A 22,666-nucleotide genomic window follows, 5' to 3' on the forward strand; every position below is an offset into this window, starting at 1 on the left:
CCGAGGACTTGGCCGTCCGAGAGCGGCGCCGGTGGGTTCGTCGGCGCCGCTCTCGGACGGTCAGGACAACGAGATGCGACCGCGAAGCGGCAGGTCGGCGGAAGAAGTCCCAACGTCAACGCTGTAGTTCCCCGGCACCACAGTCCACCCGGTACTCGAGTTCAGCCACACCGCGAGCTCGTCCCGCGGCACATCGAGGGTCACCATCGTGCGCTGGCCCGGCTGAAGAGTCACCTTCGAGAACGCCTTGAGCTGCTGCGCCGGCTCCCGAGCCGCGTCCGGCGCGGTGACGTAGAGCTGGACGACCTCCGACCCCGCCCGGCGCCCGGTGTTGGTGACCGACACCGAAACGCGAAGCCCGCCCGGCGTGCGCGACAACCGCAGGTCACCCAGCCGGAACGTCGTGTACGACAACCCGAACCCGAACGGGAACAACGGCTTCTCGCCCGATTTCCGGTACCAGCGGTACCCGATCGCCAGCCCCTCGTCGTAGAAGACGTGGACTCCGTCGCCGGGGAACTCGACTCCCGTCTTCGCCGGCCCCTGCTGGTCGGTCGCGGGGAACGTCTCCGGCAGGCGGCCGCCCGGCTCCGCGTCGCCGAACAGCATCGCCGCCACCGCGTTGCCCTGCTCCTGTCCCGCGTACCAGTTGGCGATGACGCCCTCGACGCTGCCCAGCCACGGCATCAGCACCGCGCCCGAGGTGTTCAGCACGACCACTGTCCGCGGATTGGCCGCCGCGACCGCGGCGACCAGCTCGCTCTGGTCGGCGGGCAACGCGAGTGTCGAACGGTCCATGCCTTCGCTGGTGACGTCGGCAAGCACGACGACGGCCACGTCCGCCGCTCGCGCGGCCGCGGCCGCCTCCCGGTGCAGCTGGTCGTACCCGGCCTGGAAGCCCAGAACCAGCGAAGTACGCGGAGTGCGGCCGCCGGGAACAGGCGCAGCGGACACGTACGTGACCTCGATGGCGTGGTCACCGGCGGTCAACGGGATCAGCGCGTTCCAAACCGGCTCCCGGCCCGGCATGGACGTCAGCACGTTCTTGCCGTCGAGGCTCAACGTCGTCAGGCCACCCGCGGTGAGGCTGAACCGGTAGCTCCCGGCGGCGGCAGCGTGGAACGTGCCGGTGTACCGCGCCGACCAGCCGTCCGGCTGGCTCGCGACGGCCGCCGGGGTCGCGGTGACGTTCAGCTGCGGCACGGTCTCGCTGCCCAGCGGGTCGCCGCTCAGGTCGGTCGAGGCGTAGTAGGTGGCGGTCAGCCCGGCGCCGAACGCCGATGCCGGAACCACCGGCAACGCCCCGATCCCCAGCGTCCCCCGCGCGTAGGTCACCGGGATCGACCCGGCCCGGGCACGGATCCCGGCCAGCGGCGTCACGACCGGGCCGTTCGAAGTGACGCTGCCCGAGCCGCCTCCGTGGGTCTGGGCCCCGGCGTCGGCCGCGTCGCCGATCACCGCGATGCTGCGCGGACGTACGAAGGGCAGGACTCCGTCGTTCTTCAGCAGCACGCTGCCTTCGACGCCGATGCGGCGCGCCAGGTCGAGGTGTGCCGGGGTCGAGACCACCGTGTCGACCACGGTGGCCGGGTCGGGCAGCGGGTGGTCGAACAGCCCGATGCGGATCATCGGCGTCAGCACCTGGGTCACCATCGTGTCGAGCTGCGCCTCGCTGACGGCGCCGGACTGCACGGCCGCCTTGAGCGCGTCGCCGAGGTAGGTGCCGCCGGGCATCTCGGTGTCCGAGCCGGCTTTGGCGGTCTGGACGGTGCTGTGGGTGCCGCCCCAGTCCGACATGACCCAGCCGTCGTAGCCCCACGCGTCGCGCAGCACGTCCTGGACGTTGATCCGGTTCTCGTGCGCCCAGGTTCCGTTGATCTTGTTGTAGGAGGTCATGACCGCGCCGACCCCGGCTTGGACGGCAGAACGGAAGCCCGGGTAGTAGATCTCCTGCAACGCGCGGTCGGACACGACGACGTCGATCGAGTTGCGCAGGATCTCCTGGTTGTTGGCGACGAAGTGCTTCACCGTCGCGATGACGTGGTTGGCCTGGACGCCGCGGATCACGGCCGCGGCCAGCTGCCCGTTCAGGTGGGGATCTTCGGTGTAGGTCTCGAACGAGCGGCCCCAGTGCGGCACCCGCAGGATGTTGATGCACGGTGCCAGTGCGACGTTGTGGCCCTTGGCTGCCTGTTCGGCACCGTAGGCGTTCCCGTACGCGGTCGCGGTGTCCGGGTTCCAGGTGGCGGCCAGCGCCTTGGAATCCGGCCACTGGGTGACGCCGACGGACCCGTTCCCGACGCCGCTGGGCCCGTCGGCCAGCCGCAGCGCCGGGATGCCGAGCCGGGTGTTGGCCGGGATATGGCCGGTGAAGCCCTTCGTCGCCGGGATGCCGTGGCAGTAGGCGATCTTTTCGTCGAGGGTCATCCGGGCCACCAGCTGCCGGGCGCGGCCGGCGGCCGCCGGTAGCTCGGGAGGTGGCGCCGGAGCAGCCGCCTCCGCCACGCCGGGTGCGACGACCGCGGCGACCCCGGCCGCGGCCACCCCGGCTCCCGACCACTTCAACATCGACCGACGCGTGACATCCATCTGCACACTCCTTCGTGGTGCGGATCAGGCGTGGTGCTGCCAGAACAACCTTTCGGCCTTGTCCGGATCGTCGACGATCCGGCAGTCGGCGTCGAGCCACATCGTCGACCGGTTCTTCGGCGTGTAGGCGGGCCAGGCCGGTACGTTCGGCGCGGTGGGACGGTCGTGGTGGGCGAAGCCCGCCCACAGCGCGCTCATGTGCTGCGCGGTCGCGAACTGCCCCGGCAGGTCGTGACCGGTGTTCGCGAACTTGAGCGGGATGTCGGACGCGTGCGGCGAGCCGATCGGGAAGTCGGTGCCGGGTACCAGGGTCGGGTTCTTGTAGGCGAGCTGGTACATGTACACCGGCGCCGCGTGCTGCGCGTATTCGGTTTCCGCGATTTTGATCGAGTCCCGCCAGATCGGCGAGGTGGTGATCGCGAAGTAGAGCTGCGCCGGTGTCGCGTCGGGCCTCGACCTGTGGAAGGTCGCGATGATCTCGTGCAGCTCGGCGCCCTGGTAGGTCTTGCTCAGTTCCCGGCGCAGCCCGGCCTCGTCGATGCGGAAGATGTCCGGCGGCCCGAACAAGCTGAAGAACACCATTTCGTCGCGGCACGTCCCGCACATCAGCGGCTTGCCCGCCGAGAACGGCGCCACACCGTCGGCGAAGGGGTGCTGCGGGATGACGGAGCCGTCGACGAAAGCGCCGAAGCCGGGCAGCGGGTCGGGGTCGCCCCAGGGCGCAACGCCGTTCGCGGCTTCCGACTGCTGGATCTCCAGCAGTCTCGCGGCCGGGATGTCGTGCAGCTTGGGAATGTCGGCCGTGGTCAGCCCGAGGAGGTCCAGCGTGCGCCTGGCCCGGGCGGTGGCGCCGGCGCGGGTCGGGAAGCGCAGCGGCGCGGCACTCTCGATCGACGCTTTGCGGAACAGCGGCGCGGCCCGCGGCATCGTGTGGATCGCCGCGGTCTTGGCGCCTCCCCCGCTCTCGCCCCAGACCATGACGTTGTCCGGGTCACCGCCGAAGTTCTCGATGTTCTCCCTGGTCCAGCGCAGCGCCGCGAGGATGTCCAGCATCCCCTGGTTGGCGGCGTACCCGCCGCCGGCGAGGTCACCGAGGAACAAGTAACCCAGCAGGCCCAGCCGGTGGTTGGACTCGACGACCACGACGTCGTAGAGCTGCGCCAGGTGGGTGCCGTCCTGGCCGGTGGCGGAGCCGGAGCCGATCATGTAGCCGCCGCCGTGGTTGTAGAACATCACCGGCCGCCGCCGGCGGTCCGCGGCGGGAGTCCAGATGTTGAGGTAGAGGCAGTCTTCCGACGGTGCGGGCATCCGGCCGTTGCCGCCCGGGCCCATCTCGCCGCCCGCGACCTGGAAGGCCGGGTTCGGGAAGCTCACCGCGTCGCGCACGCCGTGCCAGGGTTTGAGCGGTCCAGGGGCCTTGAACCGCAGTTCGCCCAGCGGCGGCGTGGCGTAGGGGACGCCGAGGAACTTCGCGATGCCGTCCTCGCATTTGCCGCGCACCCTGCCGTAACGGGTCGCCGCCTCGGCGCTTCGTTCCGTACCCAGCGCCGGAAGGGGCACGCCCATCCCGGCGATGGCGGCCAATGATCCGCCGATCATCGTCCTGCGGGTCATCCTCGAGCCTGACATCGGACCTCCTCTGGGTTCAATCCGCCACGGTGAAGGAGAACTGGCCGGAACCGACGGTGCGCACGGCGTTGCCGGGCCCCGGCAGGTGCACGGTCGCGGTGGCGCCGGGCGGCACGGTGACGTCGAGCCGGAACCCGTGTGCCGACCTCGTCCAGCTGCTGGTGACCGTTCCGAGCGGTGTCTGGTAGCTGCCGGACGCGTGCGTCAGGTCGCCGACGGGCGCCGGCGCGATCTCCAGGCTGCGGTAGCCGACGGAACCCGGCGCCTGCCGGATCCCGGCGACCCCGCGGACGAACCACGCGTCGACCTCACCGAGGAAGTGGTGGTTCTGCGAGCCACCACCGTCGAGGCTCTCCGACAACGTCGTGTGGCCACTGGCGACCAGATAGCCGTAACCGGGCGAAGTCGGGTTGACGACCATGTCGTAGAGGACGTCGTTGCGGTTCCCGGCCTGCAGCGCGCGGAACAGCGGGCCGAGCGCGACCGATCCGGTGGTGATGTGGTTGCCGGCCTTGCGCACGGACGCGACGAGCCGGTCGAGCACCGCGGCGCGGTCGGCGGGCGCGACCAGGCCGGCATCGAGGGCCATGGCGTTGGACGCTTCGCTGTCGCTGCCGTAGTAGACGCCGGTCGCGTCGACGTGGCGGAAGCGGGTGGTGAACTCGGCGGCGAGCTGGGCCGCCAGCGCGGTGTACTTGGTGTGGTCGGCGGCCTTGCCGAGGACCTGGGCGATGTTCGCCATGTCGCTCGCCGCGGTGTGGTAACCGGCGGTGATGGCCAGCTGCATCGGCGTGGTGTTGTCCGTCGCGGACCAGTCCCCCAGGCCGGGGATGTCGCCGTTATTGGCGGCCTTGTTCGCGGCTTCGTAGTCGAGCCAGGCGGCCATGTTGCCGTAGTACGTCGCCATCGTGCGGGTGTCGCCGTAGGTCTGGTAGAGCTGCCACGGAATGCGGATGATGGCGCCGCCCCAGTTGACCTCGTCGAGGAACTCGATGGTGCCCTGCGGGTACTGCAGCTTGACCGGGGCCACGCGGTGGAACTCCGGCGCGATGTTCGCGATCAGGCCCGGTGATTCGTCGCCGGGCTGCCGCTGCGCGGTGGCCATGTTCCGGACGAGCTGGGACTGGTAGGTCGCCATGTCGTAGTCGGTGAGCAGCGCGTCGATGTTGTGCAGGTTGTCGCCGGTGTACGGCCCCTTTTCGCGGTCCGGGCAGTCGGTCAGGACCGACATCATGTTGCTCCGGATCGACCGCTCGGTCATGACGTGAATCCGGTTGAGCAGGTCGCTGGACGAGGTGAACTCGCTCGCGCTCGGGTTCGCCGCGTAGAGGACGTCCACGGTCACCGTGTCCCTCGCCGGCGGCGTACGCAGGCCGCTCACCTGCAGGTAGCGGAAGCCGCTGTAGGTGAACTGCGGGTGCCACTCCTCCAGGCCGCGCCCGGCGAGGGTGTAGCGGTAGGCGATCTGGTTGCCGGGCTTCGCGCCGGTGCTGGCGACGTCCAGGGTGCCGTCCGCGGCGAGCTTCTCGGCGGGGATCATGGTGACGGTGTCGCCGGTGCGACCGGAGACCGACAGGCTCGGCCAGCCGGACCGGTTCGCGCCGAAGTCGAGGAGGTACGAGCCGTCCGCGAGCTTGCGGATGTCGTTCGGCCGCAGGGTTTCCGCGACGGTGACCGGCGGACGCGGGTTGGCGCGCAACGGCGTCGTGTCCCGCGGCGTCGTGCTTCGGGTCAGCTTGACGATGCTTGCTTGCTGCCAGTCCGTGCCGTTCCCGCGGCGGGCGTCGTACTCCTCGCCGCTCCACCACGACGAGAACGTCGTCGGCCCGAGCGCGGTGCGCCAGCTGCCGTCGCTGGCGACGACCTCCCGTCGGCCGTCCTGGTAGGTGATTTCGAGCTGGGCGATGACCTTCGACTCGCCGTACACCGTGTACTGCTCGAGCGTGTTGCCGAAGAAGTACCGGCCAGGGGTCTTCACCCGCTGGTAGGTGCCACTGCCGGTCTCCAGGTTGATCGTGTTCGTGCCCGGGCGGAGCGCGCGCGTAAGGTCGTAGGTGCGGTAGCCGACCTCGGCGGAGTACGTGGTCTGGCCGGGTTCCAGCACCGCGTCCCCGACCGGCCGGTCGTTCACCGTGGCGGCGTACATCCCGAGGCCGGTGGTGTAGAGGCGGGCCTGCTTGACCGGCCCGTGCACCGGGAAGGCCTTGCCGAAGACCGGCAGCGGCGTCTCCTTGCCGTCGGGCTGGGTGTAGTCGTAGGCCGGGTTCTCGATCCAGCGGGCCGACCAGTCGGCGGCGGACAGCAGCCCCATCTCCCAGCTCGCCTCCCCGCTCCACGGCGAGACGCGCCCGGCGGTGTCCCAGGTGCGGACCTGCCAGCGGACCCGGTCGCGGGCGTGCAGCGCCGGGCCGCCGTAGGCGATGTTCGAGGTGGCCGCCGAACGGACTTTGCCGCTGTCCCACAGGTCTCGCGGCCGGGCGGAGGTGTCGAGGGTCGCCCGGATCTCGTAAGCTGCCTGGCCGGCCGAGCCACGCGATGGCCGCCAGCTGAGCAACGGCTTGGCCACGTCGAGCCCGATCGGGTCCACCAGGTTCTCGGTCTTCAGGGACGTCGGTGGCCCACCGCGACCGCCCGGCGCCGCGGCGGCCACCGCCGATCCGGATACCGCGAGCAGAACTGCCGCGAGAAGCGTGAGGAGGGTGCGCCGGCGGTTCATCGGCTGTCCTTTCGGCCGGGAGGAGCGGCTCGCGTTTCGGCCGGCTCGCCAGGGTGTCGCCCAGCCTCATCACTCACCTGGCTGAAACGTTTTACTTGACGCTGGAAGCTACGGACGCCTTACCGCGACGAACAAGAGGCTTGCCCGGATCCGGACAACCCGCCGCCCACCGCTCACACCAGCCCGCGACGTGCGGCCCACGCCACCGCTTGGATGGGAGTGGCCAAGCCCAGCCGGCTCACCGACCTCTGCTCACCCGGCGGCGACGGTGACGGACGACCCGCCCGGCCTTCGAGACTCTCCACAGACGGCCATCAGGGGCCTGTGTCCCGGATCCCAACGCCTCATCGCGTCTCCTGGATTAAAAGGTTTCAAGACCTCCTGCGGACGACGCTACTATGGCCCTGAAGGCGAAGTCAACGCCGCTGACGGGCCTCGGTAAATCGATTTTGTACGCGGCGTCGCCGCCTCAGCGCGTCCGGACAGATGACGACGCCGGCCGACCCTGGTCAGTCAGGCGACACGCGCGAAGGTCGAGGCTGCCATCGCCGAGCTGCGCTTCACAGCCCGCCACCTCCGTGTCGGGCACATCAGCGTGATCGCCTACGTCATGCTCGATGGCGGCCACCCGTTCTTCACCGACGTCGCCGGCGGAATGGAGGACACCACGGCCGAAGGCGACCTTTCGCTCTTCCTCCGCAACAGCGCCAACCTCGCCGCGGCCGGTACCGGACGGCACTGACTCAGCTGGCCGAGGTGATGGCGGACAACGTCCTCTACGGTCGTCCGCAAACCCGCGCGTGGGGCCACTTCTACCGCGGGCTCACGCTGTGTTCGAGCGGCCGGATGGCCCCGCCCACCGGCTACGCTTCTCGAGCGCTGTCGACGCTACGAATATCGCAGTGAAGTCCAACGGCTTCCGAGGCGCACGAACCCCTACTACCCTTTGCACAGCTGGCGAGGCCCACCTCCCACTCGACGGCCAGCCGCAGGCACGAGGTCGACATCGACTGCGCCTACGAGGAGCCAAGTTGATCACCGACCGGACGAAATCCAGGCCCCAGCCCGGCCTGCCGGTGTAGCCATCCCTCCGGACGCCTCGCCCTGGACACAGTCCCGACCGATATTCGCGCCTCACGCCGTGTTGCACGCCGGACCTTGCGCGCGATCTCTCTTTCGACCACTATCGTGCGACGTTCTGCACGTGCATGCGCACGGGCGAGAGGGGGTGTCGATGACGGAAACAGTGTCGGCGGTGGCCGGGACAACGGCCCTCCCCAGCGACGCGGCCTTGATCGCGGCGGTCCGCGGTGGCGACATCGCCGCGTACGGCGAGCTCTACGACCGGCACCTCCCAGCCGCCCGCCGGGTGGCGGCCGCGATCGCGGCCGACCAGGCCGAGCGCGAAGACTTGATCGCCGAGGCTTTCACCCGCGTACTGCGGATATTGCGCTCCGGCGAAGGCCCGGACGAGGACTTCCGGCCGTACCTGCTGACGACCATCCGCAACACCATGGTCACCTGGCGCCGACGCGACTCCGCCGTGTCGGTGGTCGCCGAGGTGCCGGACGTGACGCCGGGTGCGGGCAGTGACGAGCCGGTCGGCAACCGGCTGCACGCCAATGTCGCCGCGGACGCGTTCGCGAGCCTGCCTGAACGGTGGCGATCGGTGCTGTGGCGCACCGAGATCGTCGGGGAGTCGCCCGCGGAGATCGCGGAAGACCTCGGGATGACGCCGAACGGAGTCGCTGCGCTGGCCTACCGGGCCCGCGAAGGCCTGCGCCAGGCCTACCTGGACCAGCACGTTCCCGAGGCGCGGCGCCGCAACTGCCGGAACGTGTCCGGCCAGCTCGCCCGCTGGGTGCGCGGCGACATTTCCGACCTCAAAGCGCACCGGATCACCATCCACCTCGACCGCTGCGCCGACTGCAGCAGGCTGGCCGCCGGCCTGCAGGAACTGAACGAGGAACTGCCGGCCACGGTGGCCCCGCTCGTCCTCGGTATCCCGATTGTCACGCATTGGCTGACCACCACGGGATCTGTCGCCTCCTCCGGGGCGGCCACCGGCGCGTCCGCCCTGTCGTGGGCGACGGCGGCGAAGGTGGCCGCCGCAGGCGCGGCCCTGGTCACGACCGTGACGATCGGCGCGAGCACGTCCGGCGACGCCCCGCCGCCGCTGACCGGCGACGCAGGCACGACGACCCAAACCATGCGGACCGGTTCCGCACCGCAGGAGACGGGAGCACTCGTGGCGCCGGCCGGTACCGCCCAAGCCGCGCCGGAGACACCGGATCCGCAGCTCACGTCGGTGCCGGGCGGTGACCCGACCGCCTCCGGAGAGCCCGGAGCCACGCAGGCCACGGGTGCGACCACGAACGACAAGCAAGCGGCGAAGGAGTCCAAGCAAGCCGCAAAAGAGTCAAGGCAGGCCGCGAGGGAGTCCAAACAAGCGGCCAAAGAGTCAAAACGAGCCGACAAAACGTCGACGACGCCGGACCCCGAAGGATGACCTCCCCGGTGGCGGGCGGCTTCTTCGCCCTGCTGACGTTCTGAGCTACATGTCCCGCGTGCGGACGCCGGTGATACGGGCGGCCTCACGTGCCGCGATCTCGACACGATCGTGGAACTCGGACCACCCGTCGGGAAGGTTGCTGACCGTCGGGTGGTAGCCGGCGCGGCCATCGATGAGCTCGCGGACGATGTCGGCGTGACCGGCGTGCCGGCAGGTCTCGGTGATCATGTGGACGAGCATCCAGTGCAAGGTCACGTCGCGCATGCCTTCGGGAAAGTGGGGCACCTTGCCGGGTGAGTCGAGATCGAGCGCCGCGATGGTGGCGTCAGCGTGCTCCCACGACCGTTTGTACTGCGCGATGATGTCCTCGCGTGTCTCCTCGGGGCGGGCGAGGAAGTCCTCTGATTGAGTGCGGTCGACCAGCCACTCCCCCGCGTGGGCCGGTCGGTCGAACACTTCGCCGAAGTAGCCGAACTCGTTGCCCGTCAAGTGTTTCACCAGTCCGAGCAGATTGGTTCCGGTCGGGGTGAGCGGCCGGCGCGCGTCGTACTCGGACAGGCCGTCGAGTTTCCACACCAGGACGTCGCGCACCTGCTGCAAGTACAGGTGCAAATAGATTTTCGAATCCACGTCCCGACCCTAGAAATCCGGTACCCCCGCGGTCTTGGACACGCGTGCCGTCTCGATCGACGATGCGTGCCACGTGGTTGGATGGCCGGATGGACTCGGTACGCGGCTCGGTTCGGCTGGACACCGAACGGTTCGGTGTCGACGCCTTCCGCGACGGCTGGGAAGCGCAGGTCGGCGACGGTTTCACGTTGCCCGCGTTCCACCACGAAGCCACCGCCGGAGCCGTCGTTCGTGGTTTCGCCTCCCGCGTCGGGGACTCGGTCGTCACAGACTTCGAAACCGCCACGCGCGTCCGGGTCGATTCCGCGTTTCCCGACAGTGGCGAACTGCGGCTCTACGTGGTGCATCGTGGCGCCTACGTCCTCAGACGTGAACGCGACACGATAGCTGTCGACGCCGGACAGTTCCTGCTGAGCCGCTCGACCGGGATCACCGGCTACGAAGTCGCCGCGGGCACTACCGCGCAGGTGATCGGGCTGCCCGCCGAGGCGCTGGGCTCGTTCGCCGACGGCACGCAAGCGACCGGCCCGGCCGCCGCCGCGGAGGTTCACCTGCTGCTGGCACACACGAGTGCTGTCCACGCGACACTCGGCGACCTCAGCGACGGCGGCGTCCACGCCAGCCGCAACGCATTGGTGGAGCTGGTCCGCGGGGTTCTGCACGGGTATTTCGACGGCACCGAACCCGGCCTGGCCGGCCCGCTGGTCCGCGCGGCAGGCAACCTCGCCGATCAGCTGCTCACCGACCCGGACCTGACACCAGCGCTGCTGGCGCGCCACCTCAAAGTTTCGCTGCGAACGTTGCACCGGGCCTTCGCGTCCACCGGCGAGCCCGTCGCGGCGTACATCCGCCGGCGTCGCCTCGAGCAGGCGCGCCGCGCGCTCCTCTCGCCGGCCCACCCCACGGTTTCGGAGATCGCGGCACACTGGCAGTTCGCCGACAGCAGCCACTTCATCCGGGTGTTTCGTCGCTACTACGGCCAGACGCCGGCCCAGTTCGCCCGCGATCATCATCACTGAGCAGCCCCTAAGAAGCCCTCGACTGCGTCTGCGGCGGCGACGCTTTAATGCTGGCTTCAGGTTGATCGGCGAGGATGAGCGGCAAAGCATCGACGGGAAGGGGCGGGCCGGCGTGCGGATCATGATCGCGGATGACGAGGCAGCCATCCGTGAGTCGCTGGAGCGGGTGCTCCAGGTCGAGGGTTACGACACCAGCACCGTCGCCAACGGTCTCGCCGTGCTCAGCGTGCTCGACGGAGTCGGTGACGACGCGCCGGACCTGCTGATCCTCGACGTGATGATGCCGCGCCTCAGCGGGGTGGAGACCTGCCGGCGGTTGCGGGCGGCGGGGCGGGATCTGCCGGTGCTGATGCTGACCGCCCGGGATCAGGTCTCCGACCGGGTCGCGGGGCTGGACGCGGGCGCCGACGACTACCTGCCCAAGCCGTTCGCCACCGAGGAGTTGCTGGCCCGGGTGCGGGCCCTGCTGCGCCGCCGCGCGCCGGGCGACGAGGAGTCGCAGATCCTGTCGTTCGCCGACGTCCGGGTCGATCCCGACCGGTTCGAGGCGTGGCGGGGCGGGCGGCCGCTGCGCCTGACCCGGACCGAGTTCTCCCTGCTGCAGGTCCTCGTGCGCAACGCGACCCGGGTGTTGACCCGCGACGCGCTGTTCGAGGCGATCTGGGGCTTCGACATGAGCACCACCGCCAACAACCTCCAGGTGTACGTGAGCTACCTGCGCCGCAAGATGGAAGCCGGGGGTGAGCCGCGATTGATCTACACGCTGCGCGGCTTGGGGTACACGTTGCGGGAGACTCCTCCGTGAGCACGGCCGCCGGCCGGGAACCACGCCGGCTGACTCGGTGGTGGCGCCGGCGGTCCCTGCGGACCAGGCTGACGGTGATCGCGGCGACGGCCATCGCGGTGAGCGTGTTCGTGGCCTTCCAAGTGGCGATCGAGCTACTGGACCGGGAGCTGCAGGACACCGCGAAGGATCAGCTACGCGCCGACTCCCGCGTCCTGGCGACGAACGCGGAGCGCGCCGGTCTGGCGCAGGTCCAGCTACCGCCGTATTCCGGATCCGGTGGGCTGGTGCGGGTCATCCTGCCCGACGGCTCGATCCGGACGCCGGCCGGCCAACCCGCGCTGCCCCCGGTCAGCGAGGACGCCGGGCGTGTGGCGCAGGGCGCGTCGGCCGACCTGATGGAATCGAACGACAGCGACAACGACGTCTACCTCATCTACACGCTGCGGGCGGGCGGCGGCGCGGTCCAGGTGGCCCGCGTCGCCGACGGCAGCTCGAACAACGAGTTTGGGTGGGGCATGCTGCTGATCGGGCTGCTGTGCGTGGCCGGCGGCGCCCTTGTCGGGCGGACCGTGGCGCGGGCCGGGCTGGCACCGATCGACCGGCTGACCGCCGCCGCGGTCCGTGTCGCGCACACCCGGGATCTCGACGCCGCCATCCCGGACGAGGGCGGCGGGGAGATCCGGCGGCTGATCCGGTCGATCAACGACATGCTCGCCGCGCTCCGGGACTCCCGGCGGGCCCAGCGGCTGCTCGCCGAGGACGCCGCCCACGAGCTCAAGACCCCGCTCACCAGCCTGCGCCTCAACGTCGAGCTGCTGATCCGGCTCGATCGGCGCGGCACCCTGGACAGCGCACTGCCGCCGGAGAGCCGGACCCGGCTGCTCAACGACCTCGGCGCCCAGGTGGCCGAGTTGAGCACCCTTGCCGCCGAGCTGACCGACCTGGCGCGCGGTGACGTCAGCGACGAGAGCACCGAGGTGCTCGACCTCGCCGACGTGGTGGTGGCCGCCGCGACCCGGGCGCGGTCCCGGGTGCCCGACATCGAGGTCGCGCTCGACGTGACCTCCGTGTGGGTGAGCGGGCGTCCGGCCGGCCTCCAACGGGCGGTGCTCAACCTCGTCGACAACGCCGGCAAGTGGTCTCCCGCGGACCAGCCGGTCCAGGTCCGGCTCCGTGCCGAGGGCGCGTCGGCGGTGCTCGAGGTCGACGACGCCGGGCCGGGCATCGACGCCGCCGACGTGCCTCGGGTGTTCGACCGGTTCTACCGTGCCGACAGCGCCCGGGCGTTGCCGGGATCCGGTCTGGGGCTGTCGATCGTGCAGCGCGTCGTCGACGCCCACGGCGGCCGGGTCACCGTCGCCCGGTCCGCACGCGGCGGCGCGCTGCTCCGGGTCGACCTTCCGGCCGCGGCCCCGCTCGCCCCGACCGCGCGGCTCACTGCCGGGGAGGACACCGCGGTGCGCTGACCGGCCCCGGCGGCGCGGCGCAGGACAAGGGACGGCCCTCGCGCCTGGCCCCACGCGGCTCACGGTCGGGGCAGGGCACCGCGGTGCGCCGACCCCAGCCCCAGCCACACGGCGCCGAACAAGCGGCCCACCACCGGGCAGGACGCCGCGGTGCGCCGACCCCAGCCCCGGCCGCATGGCGGCCGTCGGGCCTCGTGAAAAGCTCCGGGACGGGCCTGGGCCCGTCCCGGAGCTCGTCCGTACCGCCGCGCTCACCGTTGCAGCGCAGGCTCCTCATCGGCCACGAGCGGCCGTTGCCCGTCCGGCGGCTCCACCGGGCGGGACAGCCGGCTCGGCCACCACATCCGCCGGCCGATCAGCAGGGTGAGGGCGGGCACCAGGACCGACCGCACCAGCAAGGCGTCGAGCAGCACGCCGAAGGCGACCAGGAACCCGACCTCGATCAGCATCACCAGCGGAAGCGTGGTGAGGACCGCGAACGTGGCCGCCAGGACCAGGCCGGCCGAGGTGATGACGCCACCGGTGGCGGAGAGGGCTTTGAGCATGCCCTCTCCGGTGCCGAGACGCACGGTCTCCTCACGGGCCCGGCTGGCCAGGAAGATGTTGTAGTCGACGCCGAGCGCCACCAGGAACAGGAACGCCAGCAGCGGCACCGAATGGTCGATACCCTTGAACCCGAGGAGCGTGTCGAAGACGAACACGCTGCCGCCGAAGGCCGCGGCGAAGGAAACGATCACGGTCGCCATCAGGATCAGCGGCGCCACGATCGAGCGCAGCAGCAGCCCGAGGACGAACAGGACGACGGCGAGCACCAACGGGATCACCAGCAACTCGTCGCGGCTGGTGGTCACCTCGGTGTCGAGGTTCTCCGCGCTCGGCCCGCCGACGATCGCCTCCGCCCCGCTCACCGCGTGCACGGCGGTGCGCACCCGCTTGATCGTGTCGTACTCCGCGACGGTGTCCGGCGCGTCCGTCGGGAACACGGAGAGGTCGGCCCAGCCACCGCTGGTCTGACCCGGGATGGCCACGGCCACACCGGGAGTGCCCTTGACGATGTCGAGCACCCGCTCCTGGTACGCCGGCCGCGTGAAGATCGTCATCGGCTGGCCGCCGAGCTCCGGGAAGTGCTGGCGGAGAACGGTGAAGCCGGTGACCGACTCCGGCGCGGACGGGAACTGGTCCTGCTCACGCAGGGCGCCGGTGTTGCCCGCCAGCCCGATGGCGAGCACGCCGAGGACTCCGAGCGAGCCGAGCGCCGCCACCCACCGGCGGCGGCTGATCGCGGTGCCAAGCCGTCCCCACAGCCCCGGCCTCTCCGCCACGGCCGTGCCGAACCGCGGGATGGCCGGCCAGAAGACCCGCCTGCCGAGCACCACGAGCAGCGCCGGGAACAGCGTCAGCATGGCCACCAGCGCGCACAGGATGCCGGCCGCACCGATCGGGCCCAGCCCGCTGGTGCTGTTCAGGTCCGCGAAAAGCAGGCAGAGCAGGCCGGCGACCACGGTGGCCGCGGACGCGACGATGGCGGGCGCCGCGCCGCGTAGCGCGTGGACCATCGCGACCCGGACGTTCTCGTGGTGGTGCAATGACTCCCGATATCGGGCGATGAGCAACAGCGCGTAGTCCGTGCCGACGCCGAACACCAGGATCGTCAGCAGCGCCGAGTTCTGGTCGTTGACCACGATGCCGAAGCCCTTGACGAGCAGGTAGACGGTCGCCATCGCGGTCAGTGCGGCCGCGCCCACGGCCACGAGCGGGATGAACCACAACACCGGGCTGCGGTAGGTGATGATGAGCAGGAGCGCGACGACGAGGACGGTGATGAGCAAGACCTGCAGGTCGATGCCGTCGAAGACGGATTCCATGTCGCCGTCGATCGCGGCGGGGCCGGTCACGTCGAGTTCCAGGCCGGCGGGGCGGTCCTTCGCGGCGTCACGCAACGGGCCGACGATGTCCTCCGGTGCGCCGTAGGTCGTGCTCACATCGAGGGTGAACATCATCGCCTTGCCGTCGGCGGAGGGTCTCGTCGGTGGGCCCTCGTCGCCCTCGCCGGCCGGGGCCGCCACCTTCGGCGGGTATCGCTTGGCAAGGGTGTCGTAGTGGCGCTCGACCGTCGCGCGGTCGGCGTCGGTCATGCCACCGGCGCGGTGGTAAACGAAGACGAAAGTGTTGTCTTCCCCGCCGGGGAGACTGTCCCCCAGCACCGCGACCTTCGTGGACTCGGCGCCGGCCGGCAGGGTGACCGCGGCGCTGTCGGTGGTGACCGAACTCAGCTTTCCGCTCAGGGGCACCATGACCACCGCCAGCACCACCCACAAGCCGAGCACCGACCACGGCACCCACCGGCCTGCCAACCGACTGGTCGGCGCTTGCCCGGACGGCGCTGCGTTGACTGCCATTCAATGGCCTCCTGGATACTTGTTGAATCGCTTATCCGACACCGACTTCGTACCGAGCGAATCTGAGACGACCGTTAAAACAGGTGTGAATTCGGGCCCAGTAGTACTGTCGTACTGCCGTCCTCCCGAGAATGACGACCGCAGTACGACGAAACGGGACGGAATTGGGTCTAGCGTTCAGGCCATGACGAAACCTGATAGTCCACTGTGGAGGTTCGGGGCGGCCACTATGGCGCTGGCGACGGCGTTCGCTCTCGTCGTCGCCTGCGGGTCGAGCGCCGGCAACAGTGCGGCGCCCGCCGCGGCCGGCCCGCACAGCGCGCACGCGGGCGGCGCATCGGCCCCGCCGCAGCCGCTGCGCGCCGGCGAGCGGTTCGTCGACCTGAAGATGGCCGAGGCCTACACGCCTACGCCGCCGGAGGGCGGCGGCACGGACGAGTACCGGTGCCAGGTGGTCGATCCGGGCCTGACCAAGACGGCGTTCCTGACCGGGACCCAGGTCATGCCGGAGAACGTCGCCCTTGCCCACCACGCCATCGTGTACACGGTGCCGCCGGGCGGCGCTGCCGCGGTGCGCGAGCAGGACGCGAAAACCCCCGGCCCCGGCTGGCGGTGTTTCGGCGGGACCGGCGTGAAGGGCGCCGAAGTAGAAGAGGGGGAGGCGACGTGGGCGGACACCTGGGCGCCGGGCGCCACGGAGACGCTGTTCACCCAGGACGTCGGCTTCAAGCTGGAGCCGGGCAGCCTGGTCATCCTCCAGATGCACTACAACCTGCTCGCGACCGACGGCAAGCCGGGCGGGTCGGACCGCACGGCGTTGCGGCTGCGGCTGACGGACGGCACACCGCAGACCAGGGAACTCGACACGTTGCCGCTCGACGCGCCGACCGACCTGCCCTGCGCCGCCGGCGAGTCGGGGCCGCTCTGTGACCGGGCGTCCTCGATCGCGGACGTCACCAAGCGGTTCGGGCCGGAGGTCGGCGAAACCGCGGACCGGCAGGTGGAGGAGTGCGGCCAGAGCGCGCCGAAGCCGGGCGACACCCAGACGTGCGACCACAAGGTGGAGGCGCCGGTGACGCTGTTCGCCGGTTTCGGCCACATGCACCTGCTCGGGCGGGCCATCAAGGTCGAACTCAACCCCGGCACACCGAACGCCAAGGTCGTGCTGGACGTGCCGCAGTTCGACTTCGACAACCAGCGGCTGGTGAAGCTGCCGTCGCCGGTGGAGATCGGTCCGGGCGACACGTTGCGGGTGACGTGTACGCACGACGCGGGGCTGCGCAAACGGCTGCCGCAGCTGAGCAAGCTGCCGCCGCGCTACGTGGTGTGGGGCGACGGCACCAGCGACGAAATGTGCGCGGGCATCATGACGGTCTCCCCCCGCAAGTCCTGACGAAGCGTCGGACGTGTGTGAGCTCACTGCGGTCACCAAGCCGGAAACCAGCTCTGAGCTCACACACGTCGGCACCGAACTCCTGCCGCAGCTGAAGACTCCCGCCGCGACGTGAAAGGGCGACTTCTCTTGTCCCCAGAGCCTTCCCCTGGCGAAACAACGCCACGGGCCGATGCGCCACCACCGATACCGATCTGGGCACTCCTGCCGCTGCGCGTTTTCCTCGGCGGCACATTCCTCTACGCAGGCCTCTCCAAAATCTTCGACACCCAGTACCTGGACCACACCTCACCCCTCGGCGTCCACGCTCAGATGCTGCACGCCGCGACAACCTCGCCGATCGGCCCGCTGGTGTCGTTCACGGCCGAACACCCGACCATCATCGGCTTGGTCATCGCCTTCGGCGAAATCGCTGTCGGGCTGGGTACTCTGCTCGGGCTCTTCACCCGGATCGCCGCACTCGGCGGGTTTCTCCTCGCGCTGAGCTTCTTCCTCACCGTCAGCTGGACGACCCGCCCGTACTACTTCGGCGCCGACATCGTCTTCGCAGCCGCTTGGACCCCGCTGCTGATCGCCGGCGATGCAGGCCTGTTCTCCACGACGGCCCACCTGCGCGCCGCGATACGTCGTCGTCACCCGCCGAACGACGCCCCAGACGACGCCGAGCGACGCATTCTGCTCTGGGGCGGCCTGATCACCGCGACGGCCGCGGCCTTCGGCGGCGGCGTCATCGCCCTTTCCCGTCGCACCACCACCAACCCGGCACCAAGCCGGCCGGCAGACCCGGGAACGAGCTCCCGGACGGTGATCGCCGCGGTCTCCGCCGTCGCCGTCGGTTCGTCGACAAGCTTCACCACACCGAACGGTTCCGCCGCATACCTGGTGCGCCCCTCGACCGACACCTTCCTGGCCTTCCTCGCCGACTGCACGCACCAGGGCTGCCCGATCACGCCCGCGGGCTCCGGCTTCCGCTGCCCGTGCCACGGCTCCACTTTCGACGGCGACGGCCAGGTCACCGGCGGACCGGCGACGAAATCACTGACCAAAGTGCCGGTGCAAGTCGTCGACGGGCAGGTCGCGACCGCATGACCGGAGCGGACGCGCCAGACGAACCGCTAAACCGGCAGGGCGAGTCTCAGGTCGTAGGCGAGGATGACGGCCTGGACCCGGTCCCGTGCGCCGATCTTGGCGAGGACCCGCCCGACGTGGGTCTTCACCGTCGACTCCGACAGCGTGAACCGTTGCGCGATCTCGCCGTTGGTGAGGCCGTGGCCGATGGCGACCAGGATCTCGCGCTCGCGGCCGGTCAGGGAGTCCAGCCGGAGATCCTCCCGCACGGGCCCGCAGAGATCATCGCCGAGCCGGTCGGCGAACGCGTCGAGCAGCCGCCGAGTCAGCGCCGGCGCGATCACCGCGTCCCCGGCGGCGACGGCCCGGATACCGGCGAGCAGCTCCTCCGGGCGGGTGTCCTCCAGCAGGAAACCGCTCGCCCCGGCCCGCAGCGCGGCGAGCACGTACCGGTCCATGTCGAACGTCGTCAGCACCAGGATCCGCGAACGCCCACCGGCGGCGACGATGCGCCGGGCGGCCTCGATCCCGTCGACGCCCGGCATGCGGATGTCCATCAGCACCACGTCGGGACGCAGTTCGGTGGTCCGCCGAACGGCCTCGGCGCCGTTCTCGGCCTCGCCGACGATCTCGGTGTCGGGAGAGCTCTCCAGCAGCATGCGAAACCCGAAGCGCTGCAGCGGCTGGGGGTCCACCACGAGCACAGAGATCATGAACGGCTGCCTTTCAGGGTCGCGTAGACGGTCCAGCCGCCGTCCGATGCGGGGGCCGGCGCTGACCGTGCCGCCGCAGAGCGCGGCGCGTTCGGCCATGCCGACACCCGCGTCGCCCGGCGATGCCCTACTTCATATCGAGCGAATCTGAGACGACTGTTAAAGCGGCGCTCAGGCCGGTTGGCCGCGGGCGCGGGTTCGTCGTCGGGCGGGCCGCTGTCGTGCACGACGATGCGGTCGGTGCTGCCGGAACTTCGTCGCCCCCAGGGGTTCAACAACGGATGGGCCAACTCCGGCGGCCAAGAGGTGACCTTGGCGGACGACATGATCAAGCAGCTCGAGGGCGACCTCTGCGTCGACACGACGCGGGTCTTCTCGGTCGACTTCAGCTACGGCGCCGCCATGAGCTACGCGCTCACGTGTGCCCGGGCCAACGTGTTCCGCGCGGCCGCGCTCTACTCGGGCGGCCGGCTCAGCGGCTGTAGCGGCGGGACGATTCCCATCGCGTACCTCGCATCGCACGGCATCAACGACGGCGTGCTCAGCATCAGTGGAGGGCGACCGCTCCGCGGCAGGTTCGTGCGGAACAACAGGTAAGCGACGTCTGGGCGCGCACGGTAGGCACGTTCACAAGCAGCTACCCGGCCGCGGTTCCGGCCGGGCAGGCGGTCCTACTCACCGTGACCACCGGGTGAACGACTCGTGAGCGGTTAGAACCGCCCTAACCGCTCACGAGTCCGCTACCGCAGCGACCACTGCTGGTTCACGCCCGAGCCACAGGTCCACAACACGATCTTGGTCCGGTTGCCCGTTCCGTTGTTGTAAGCGTCGAGGCACAGGCCGGACACCGCGTTGGTGATCGTGCCGTCGGCGTTGACGTTCCAGCGCTGGTTGGCCCCGCCGTGGCAGTCCCAGATCACCACCGCGGTACCGTTCGTGGTGCCGCTGTCGTAGGCGTCGAGGCACTTCCCGCCGTTGACGACCAGCTGCCCGCGCGACGACACCCAGGTCTGGTTGGGACCGCCGGCGCAGTCCCACAGCTGAGCCTGGATGCCGTTGCCGATCCCGTTGTCGTCGATGTCGAGACAGCGTCCGGACTGCTTGCCGACCACTTCGGCGCCGGCGGTGCCCGGAAGCGGGGATACCGTCACCGCACTCGGCGTGTTCGTGAACGACAGCTTGTTCACGCCCTTCGCCAGGGACACGATCACCGACACCCGGCCCGGCTTCCGGCCGGTGGCGGGGAACGCGACGACCGTCGGCTGCTGGTCGTTGACCTTCAGTGTCGCGGTCTGGTCGGTGCGAGCGGTGTAGGACACGTCCGCGACGGCGAGCCCCGTGGCGCCGGCCGCGACGCCGGTGAAGTCACCTAGGTAGGTCGTCGAAGCAGCCTCGTCGCCGTCCACGGTGATCAGGACCGAGTCGCCGGCGGGCACCGTCACGGTGTAGTTCGCCGACCTGCTGGTCTCGCCCGTCCAGACGTTGCGCACCCGCGCCCGATCCGGCGTCAGGCCCAGATCGGCCCATCGGACGGTCATCGGAGCCGGCGCGGACGTCCGGTTGAGCAGCACGACCGCGCGACGACCGGAACCGCAGAGCACCTTGCCGTAGACCTGCAGGCCCGCGCTGTCCTCCGAGATCTTCACGCCCTGCAGGCCGCGCGGATCCTGGTCGACGGCGATGACGTCGCGATTCGTGAGGATCGACTTCGTCGCCTTGCTCATCGTCGCGAGGTTGTTGCCTGCCAGCAACGGCGCACCCGAGACGGCCCACAGGCTCATCTCGGTACGAGCCTGTGCGTCGGTGAGGCCGGGCATACCGACGGTGAGCATGTCCGGGTCGTTCACGTAGCCCGTGTGCTGGGACACCGGGTGCTGCGCCTGGTCGAAGTTCGTGAGCACCTGCCCCAGGTTCGCGGTCTGGCCATACAAGATGATGTCGTTGCTGGTGCGCCACAGCGCCCCGGTCCCCGGCGCCCAGTTCCACGGGTTCTTCCGGCCCCAGTTGCAGATCGACAGCTTCAGCGTCCGGCCGGTCTGTGCGGTGGCACGGGTGATCGCGTCACTGATCGCGCGGTAGGTCGTCGCCGGGTCGAGGCCCTCGGCGTCCCCGCCGCACCAGTCGATCTTGACGAAGTCGAAGCCCCAGCGCTGGAACTGCAGCATGTCCTGGTCGTAGTGCCCCTCGCTGCCACTGCCCGGCGCCGCCGGCCGGCCGGTCGGGTAGTAGTAGCCGCAGCCGTCGCGCCCCGCGTCGGTGTAGATCCCGGCCTTCAGCCCTTTCCGGTGCAGGTAATCGGCGATCGCCTTCATCCCGCCGGGCCACTCGGTCTCGTCGACGACGATGTTGCCCGCCGCGTCCCGCGTGCCCTGCCACCAGCCCTCGTCGATGTTCACGTAGGTGTAGCCAGCGTCCTTCATGCCCGACGACACCAGCGCGTCCGCCTGCGCCTTGATCGTCTGGTAGTCGATCTTGGCCGCAAAGCTGTTCCACGACGCCCAGCCCATCGGAGGCGGCGACACGGCGACCTCCGGTGCCGGCGGGACCCGCTGGACATCGGCCTCGGCCGAACCGGTGATCGGCATGATCGCCGCCGCGAGCAGGAACACCACGGCACCACGCCGGAGCATCGATCTCATGTGCGCACCTCATTGTTAGCGCTAACATTGCAGAGCTTGTGTGGGATGATCGGTGCTCGCGGCGCCTACGTCAAGAGGGTGAATGTTTCGCGAAATTCGCGAATGGACCGGCTGTTGGTCGTGAAGTTGAGCCCCACCTCGGCGACGTCGCTCGACCTCGACCGACCGTAAACCTGCAGCTCAAGACCCCTTCGAGTCATGAGCTTGCTGCTGGGGCGGCGATCAAGCCCGAGGTGCCCGGTGTACGGCTGATAGCGGTGGCGGCGGTCCGCCACGACGGCAGTGGGCACGACCGCGGCACCATCAGACTGCCGCGGGCGAGCTCACCGCCTTCCTCACCAAGTTCAAGACCCGCTGCCAATCGGGGGATTTTCACCACCGCCACCGCTGACCCCGATGATCTCCGCCGCGCCGTTCACCGCCTCCCCCGCCTGCGCTCGCGCCGGCGCCCGGCAACGCGCCGCGGCGCTCGACCTCGCCTTGCAGGTCGGCACCACGCCACCCACGCAAGCTCCGATCGCGTCGCAGCTTGGTCCGGCGCCTGCTCGGCCGCCGCTAGAGGCCGACGCCGTCGGCGTCCACCTTCGCCGAAGTTCGGTTGGTAAGCATTTTCGGCCACGGACCTGGGTACGTTGCTGGCGCGGGCCCGGTCGTCCCCTCCCCCTCGACGACCGGGCTCGCCTTGAACTTTCCCGCTACGCGATGTCGTTGCCCGGCGGGCCGACGGTTCACGCCGATGGACTCGTCTCCAGCCCTCGCCGTCACCCTGAGGTCACCGTGGCGCGGCTACTGAGATCCTGGCCGGCTCCCTGGGCAATCGGCGATTCTCCGAAGCAACGTGTCGTGCCGGCGAAGGATCTGAGGGCCGGCAGGCCGCCGCGGCCCGTCGGCGTACTGGCCCAGCAGGATCCGGGCCCAGTCGGAGCCCCGCCGGCCCCGGCCGGCCTTGCGTCGCGATGAAGATCGCTATCGGAGATCACTGCCAGCCGCGCGCCGAGTCGCAACTCTGGTCTGGAAATGCGGCTTCACCGTGACCGAACCCGGTCGGAGCGCTCCACGAATCCGCGCATCGGCGACGGCGGCCCGCCCAAGACCCCCGACCTCCG

13 protein-coding genes and 2 pseudogenes are annotated in these 22,666 nt (G+C 70.1%); 8 read left to right on the forward strand and 7 right to left on the reverse strand.

The features are described from left to right. Nucleotides 1-60 precede the first annotated feature (60 nt). Genes AB0M30_RS13620 through AB0M30_RS13630 form a run of 3 tightly spaced genes read right to left on the reverse strand, consistent with a single transcriptional unit; the run spans nucleotide 61 to nucleotide 6,934 of the window. Nucleotides 61-2,589 carry a glycoside hydrolase family 3 C-terminal domain-containing protein gene (locus tag AB0M30_RS13620; protein WP_364583782.1) on the reverse strand — a complete coding sequence of 843 codons (2,529 nt, stop codon included), beginning with the start codon at nucleotides 2,587-2,589 and terminating at the stop codon, nucleotides 61-63. Nucleotides 2,590-2,613: 24 nt separating this feature from the next. Beyond that, on the reverse strand, nucleotides 2,614-4,218 hold the full coding sequence (locus AB0M30_RS13625) for a carboxylesterase family protein (protein WP_364583785.1): 1,605 nt from the start codon (nucleotides 4,216-4,218) through the stop codon (nucleotides 2,614-2,616). Between the two features lie 16 nt (nucleotides 4,219-4,234). Next, entirely contained in the window at nucleotides 4,235-6,934 is a 2,700-nt protein-coding gene (locus AB0M30_RS13630; RefSeq protein ID WP_364583787.1) for a family 78 glycoside hydrolase catalytic domain, read from the reverse strand. A gap of 505 nt (nucleotides 6,935-7,439) precedes the next feature. On the opposite strand from AB0M30_RS13630, the pseudogene AB0M30_RS13635 reads away from it, so the two are divergent. Together AB0M30_RS13635 and AB0M30_RS13640 are read left to right on the forward strand one after the other, a co-directional pair. Then, nucleotides 7,440-7,649, forward strand: a pseudogene (locus AB0M30_RS13635) (LacI family transcriptional regulator); the annotation flags it as partial. Nucleotides 7,650-8,168: 519 nt separating this feature from the next. Continuing rightward, nucleotides 8,169-9,443, forward strand: a complete 1,275-nt coding sequence (locus AB0M30_RS13640; RefSeq protein ID WP_364583790.1) for a sigma-70 family RNA polymerase sigma factor — start codon at nucleotides 8,169-8,171, stop codon at nucleotides 9,441-9,443. A gap of 45 nt (nucleotides 9,444-9,488) precedes the next feature. Here the strand turns inward: AB0M30_RS13640 and AB0M30_RS13645 are convergent, their stop codons facing one another. Continuing rightward, the gene (locus tag AB0M30_RS13645) at nucleotides 9,489-10,076 is read right to left on the reverse strand and encodes a DinB family protein (RefSeq protein WP_364583792.1); all 588 of its coding nucleotides are present in this window, start codon (nucleotides 10,074-10,076) and stop codon (nucleotides 9,489-9,491) included. Nucleotides 10,077-10,165: 89 nt separating this feature from the next. Between AB0M30_RS13645 and AB0M30_RS13650 the strand changes: the two genes are divergently transcribed. From AB0M30_RS13650 to AB0M30_RS13660, 3 genes are all read left to right on the forward strand, one after another. After that, on the forward strand, nucleotides 10,166-11,095 hold the full coding sequence (locus AB0M30_RS13650; protein ID WP_364583794.1) for a helix-turn-helix domain-containing protein: 930 nt from the start codon (nucleotides 10,166-10,168) through the stop codon (nucleotides 11,093-11,095). Between the two features lie 112 nt (nucleotides 11,096-11,207). Next, complete coding sequence (locus tag AB0M30_RS13655; RefSeq protein ID WP_364583796.1) at nucleotides 11,208-11,900, forward strand: response regulator transcription factor; 693 nt, start codon at nucleotides 11,208-11,210, stop codon at nucleotides 11,898-11,900. Further along, entirely contained in the window at nucleotides 11,897-13,348 is a 1,452-nt protein-coding gene (locus tag AB0M30_RS13660) for a HAMP domain-containing sensor histidine kinase (protein ID WP_364583799.1), read from the forward strand. Before AB0M30_RS13655 ends, AB0M30_RS13660 begins: the two co-directional genes overlap by 4 nt. Nucleotides 13,349-13,599: 251 nt before the next feature. Here the strand turns inward: AB0M30_RS13660 and AB0M30_RS13665 are convergent, their stop codons facing one another. Beyond that, nucleotides 13,600-15,747, reverse strand: a complete 2,148-nt coding sequence (locus AB0M30_RS13665; RefSeq protein WP_364583801.1) for an MMPL family transporter — start codon at nucleotides 15,745-15,747, stop codon at nucleotides 13,600-13,602. A 184-nt stretch (nucleotides 15,748-15,931) separates the two neighbouring features. On the opposite strand from AB0M30_RS13665, the gene AB0M30_RS13670 reads away from it, so the two are divergent. Both AB0M30_RS13670 and AB0M30_RS13675 read left to right on the forward strand, forming a co-directional pair. Then, entirely contained in the window at nucleotides 15,932-17,140 is a 1,209-nt protein-coding gene (locus tag AB0M30_RS13670; protein ID WP_364583803.1) for a hypothetical protein, read from the forward strand. Nucleotides 17,141-17,251: 111 nt separating this feature from the next. Next, on the forward strand, nucleotides 17,252-18,229 hold the full coding sequence (locus AB0M30_RS13675; protein ID WP_364583805.1) for a TQO small subunit DoxD: 978 nt from the start codon (nucleotides 17,252-17,254) through the stop codon (nucleotides 18,227-18,229). A 26-nt stretch (nucleotides 18,230-18,255) separates the two neighbouring features. On the opposite strand, the gene AB0M30_RS13680 is transcribed toward AB0M30_RS13675, so the two are convergent. After that, nucleotides 18,256-18,921: a response regulator transcription factor gene (locus AB0M30_RS13680; RefSeq protein WP_364583807.1), complete on the reverse strand. Its 666-nt coding sequence runs from the start codon at nucleotides 18,919-18,921 to the stop codon at nucleotides 18,256-18,258. A gap of 261 nt (nucleotides 18,922-19,182) precedes the next feature. Here AB0M30_RS13680 and AB0M30_RS13685 point away from each other — a divergent pair. Further along, nucleotides 19,183-19,512, forward strand: a pseudogene (locus AB0M30_RS13685) (cellulose-binding protein); the annotation flags it as partial. Between the two features lie 149 nt (nucleotides 19,513-19,661). Here AB0M30_RS13685 and AB0M30_RS13690 read toward each other — a convergent pair. Continuing rightward, nucleotides 19,662-21,560, reverse strand: coding sequence for an RICIN domain-containing protein (locus AB0M30_RS13690; RefSeq protein WP_364583809.1), 1,899 nt, complete (start codon nucleotides 21,558-21,560; stop codon nucleotides 19,662-19,664). Nucleotides 21,561-22,666 lie beyond the last annotated feature (1,106 nt).

It is taken from the genome of Amycolatopsis sp. NPDC051716, from assembly GCF_040681595.1.
GTDB lineage: Bacteria > Actinomycetota > Actinomycetes > Mycobacteriales > Pseudonocardiaceae > Amycolatopsis.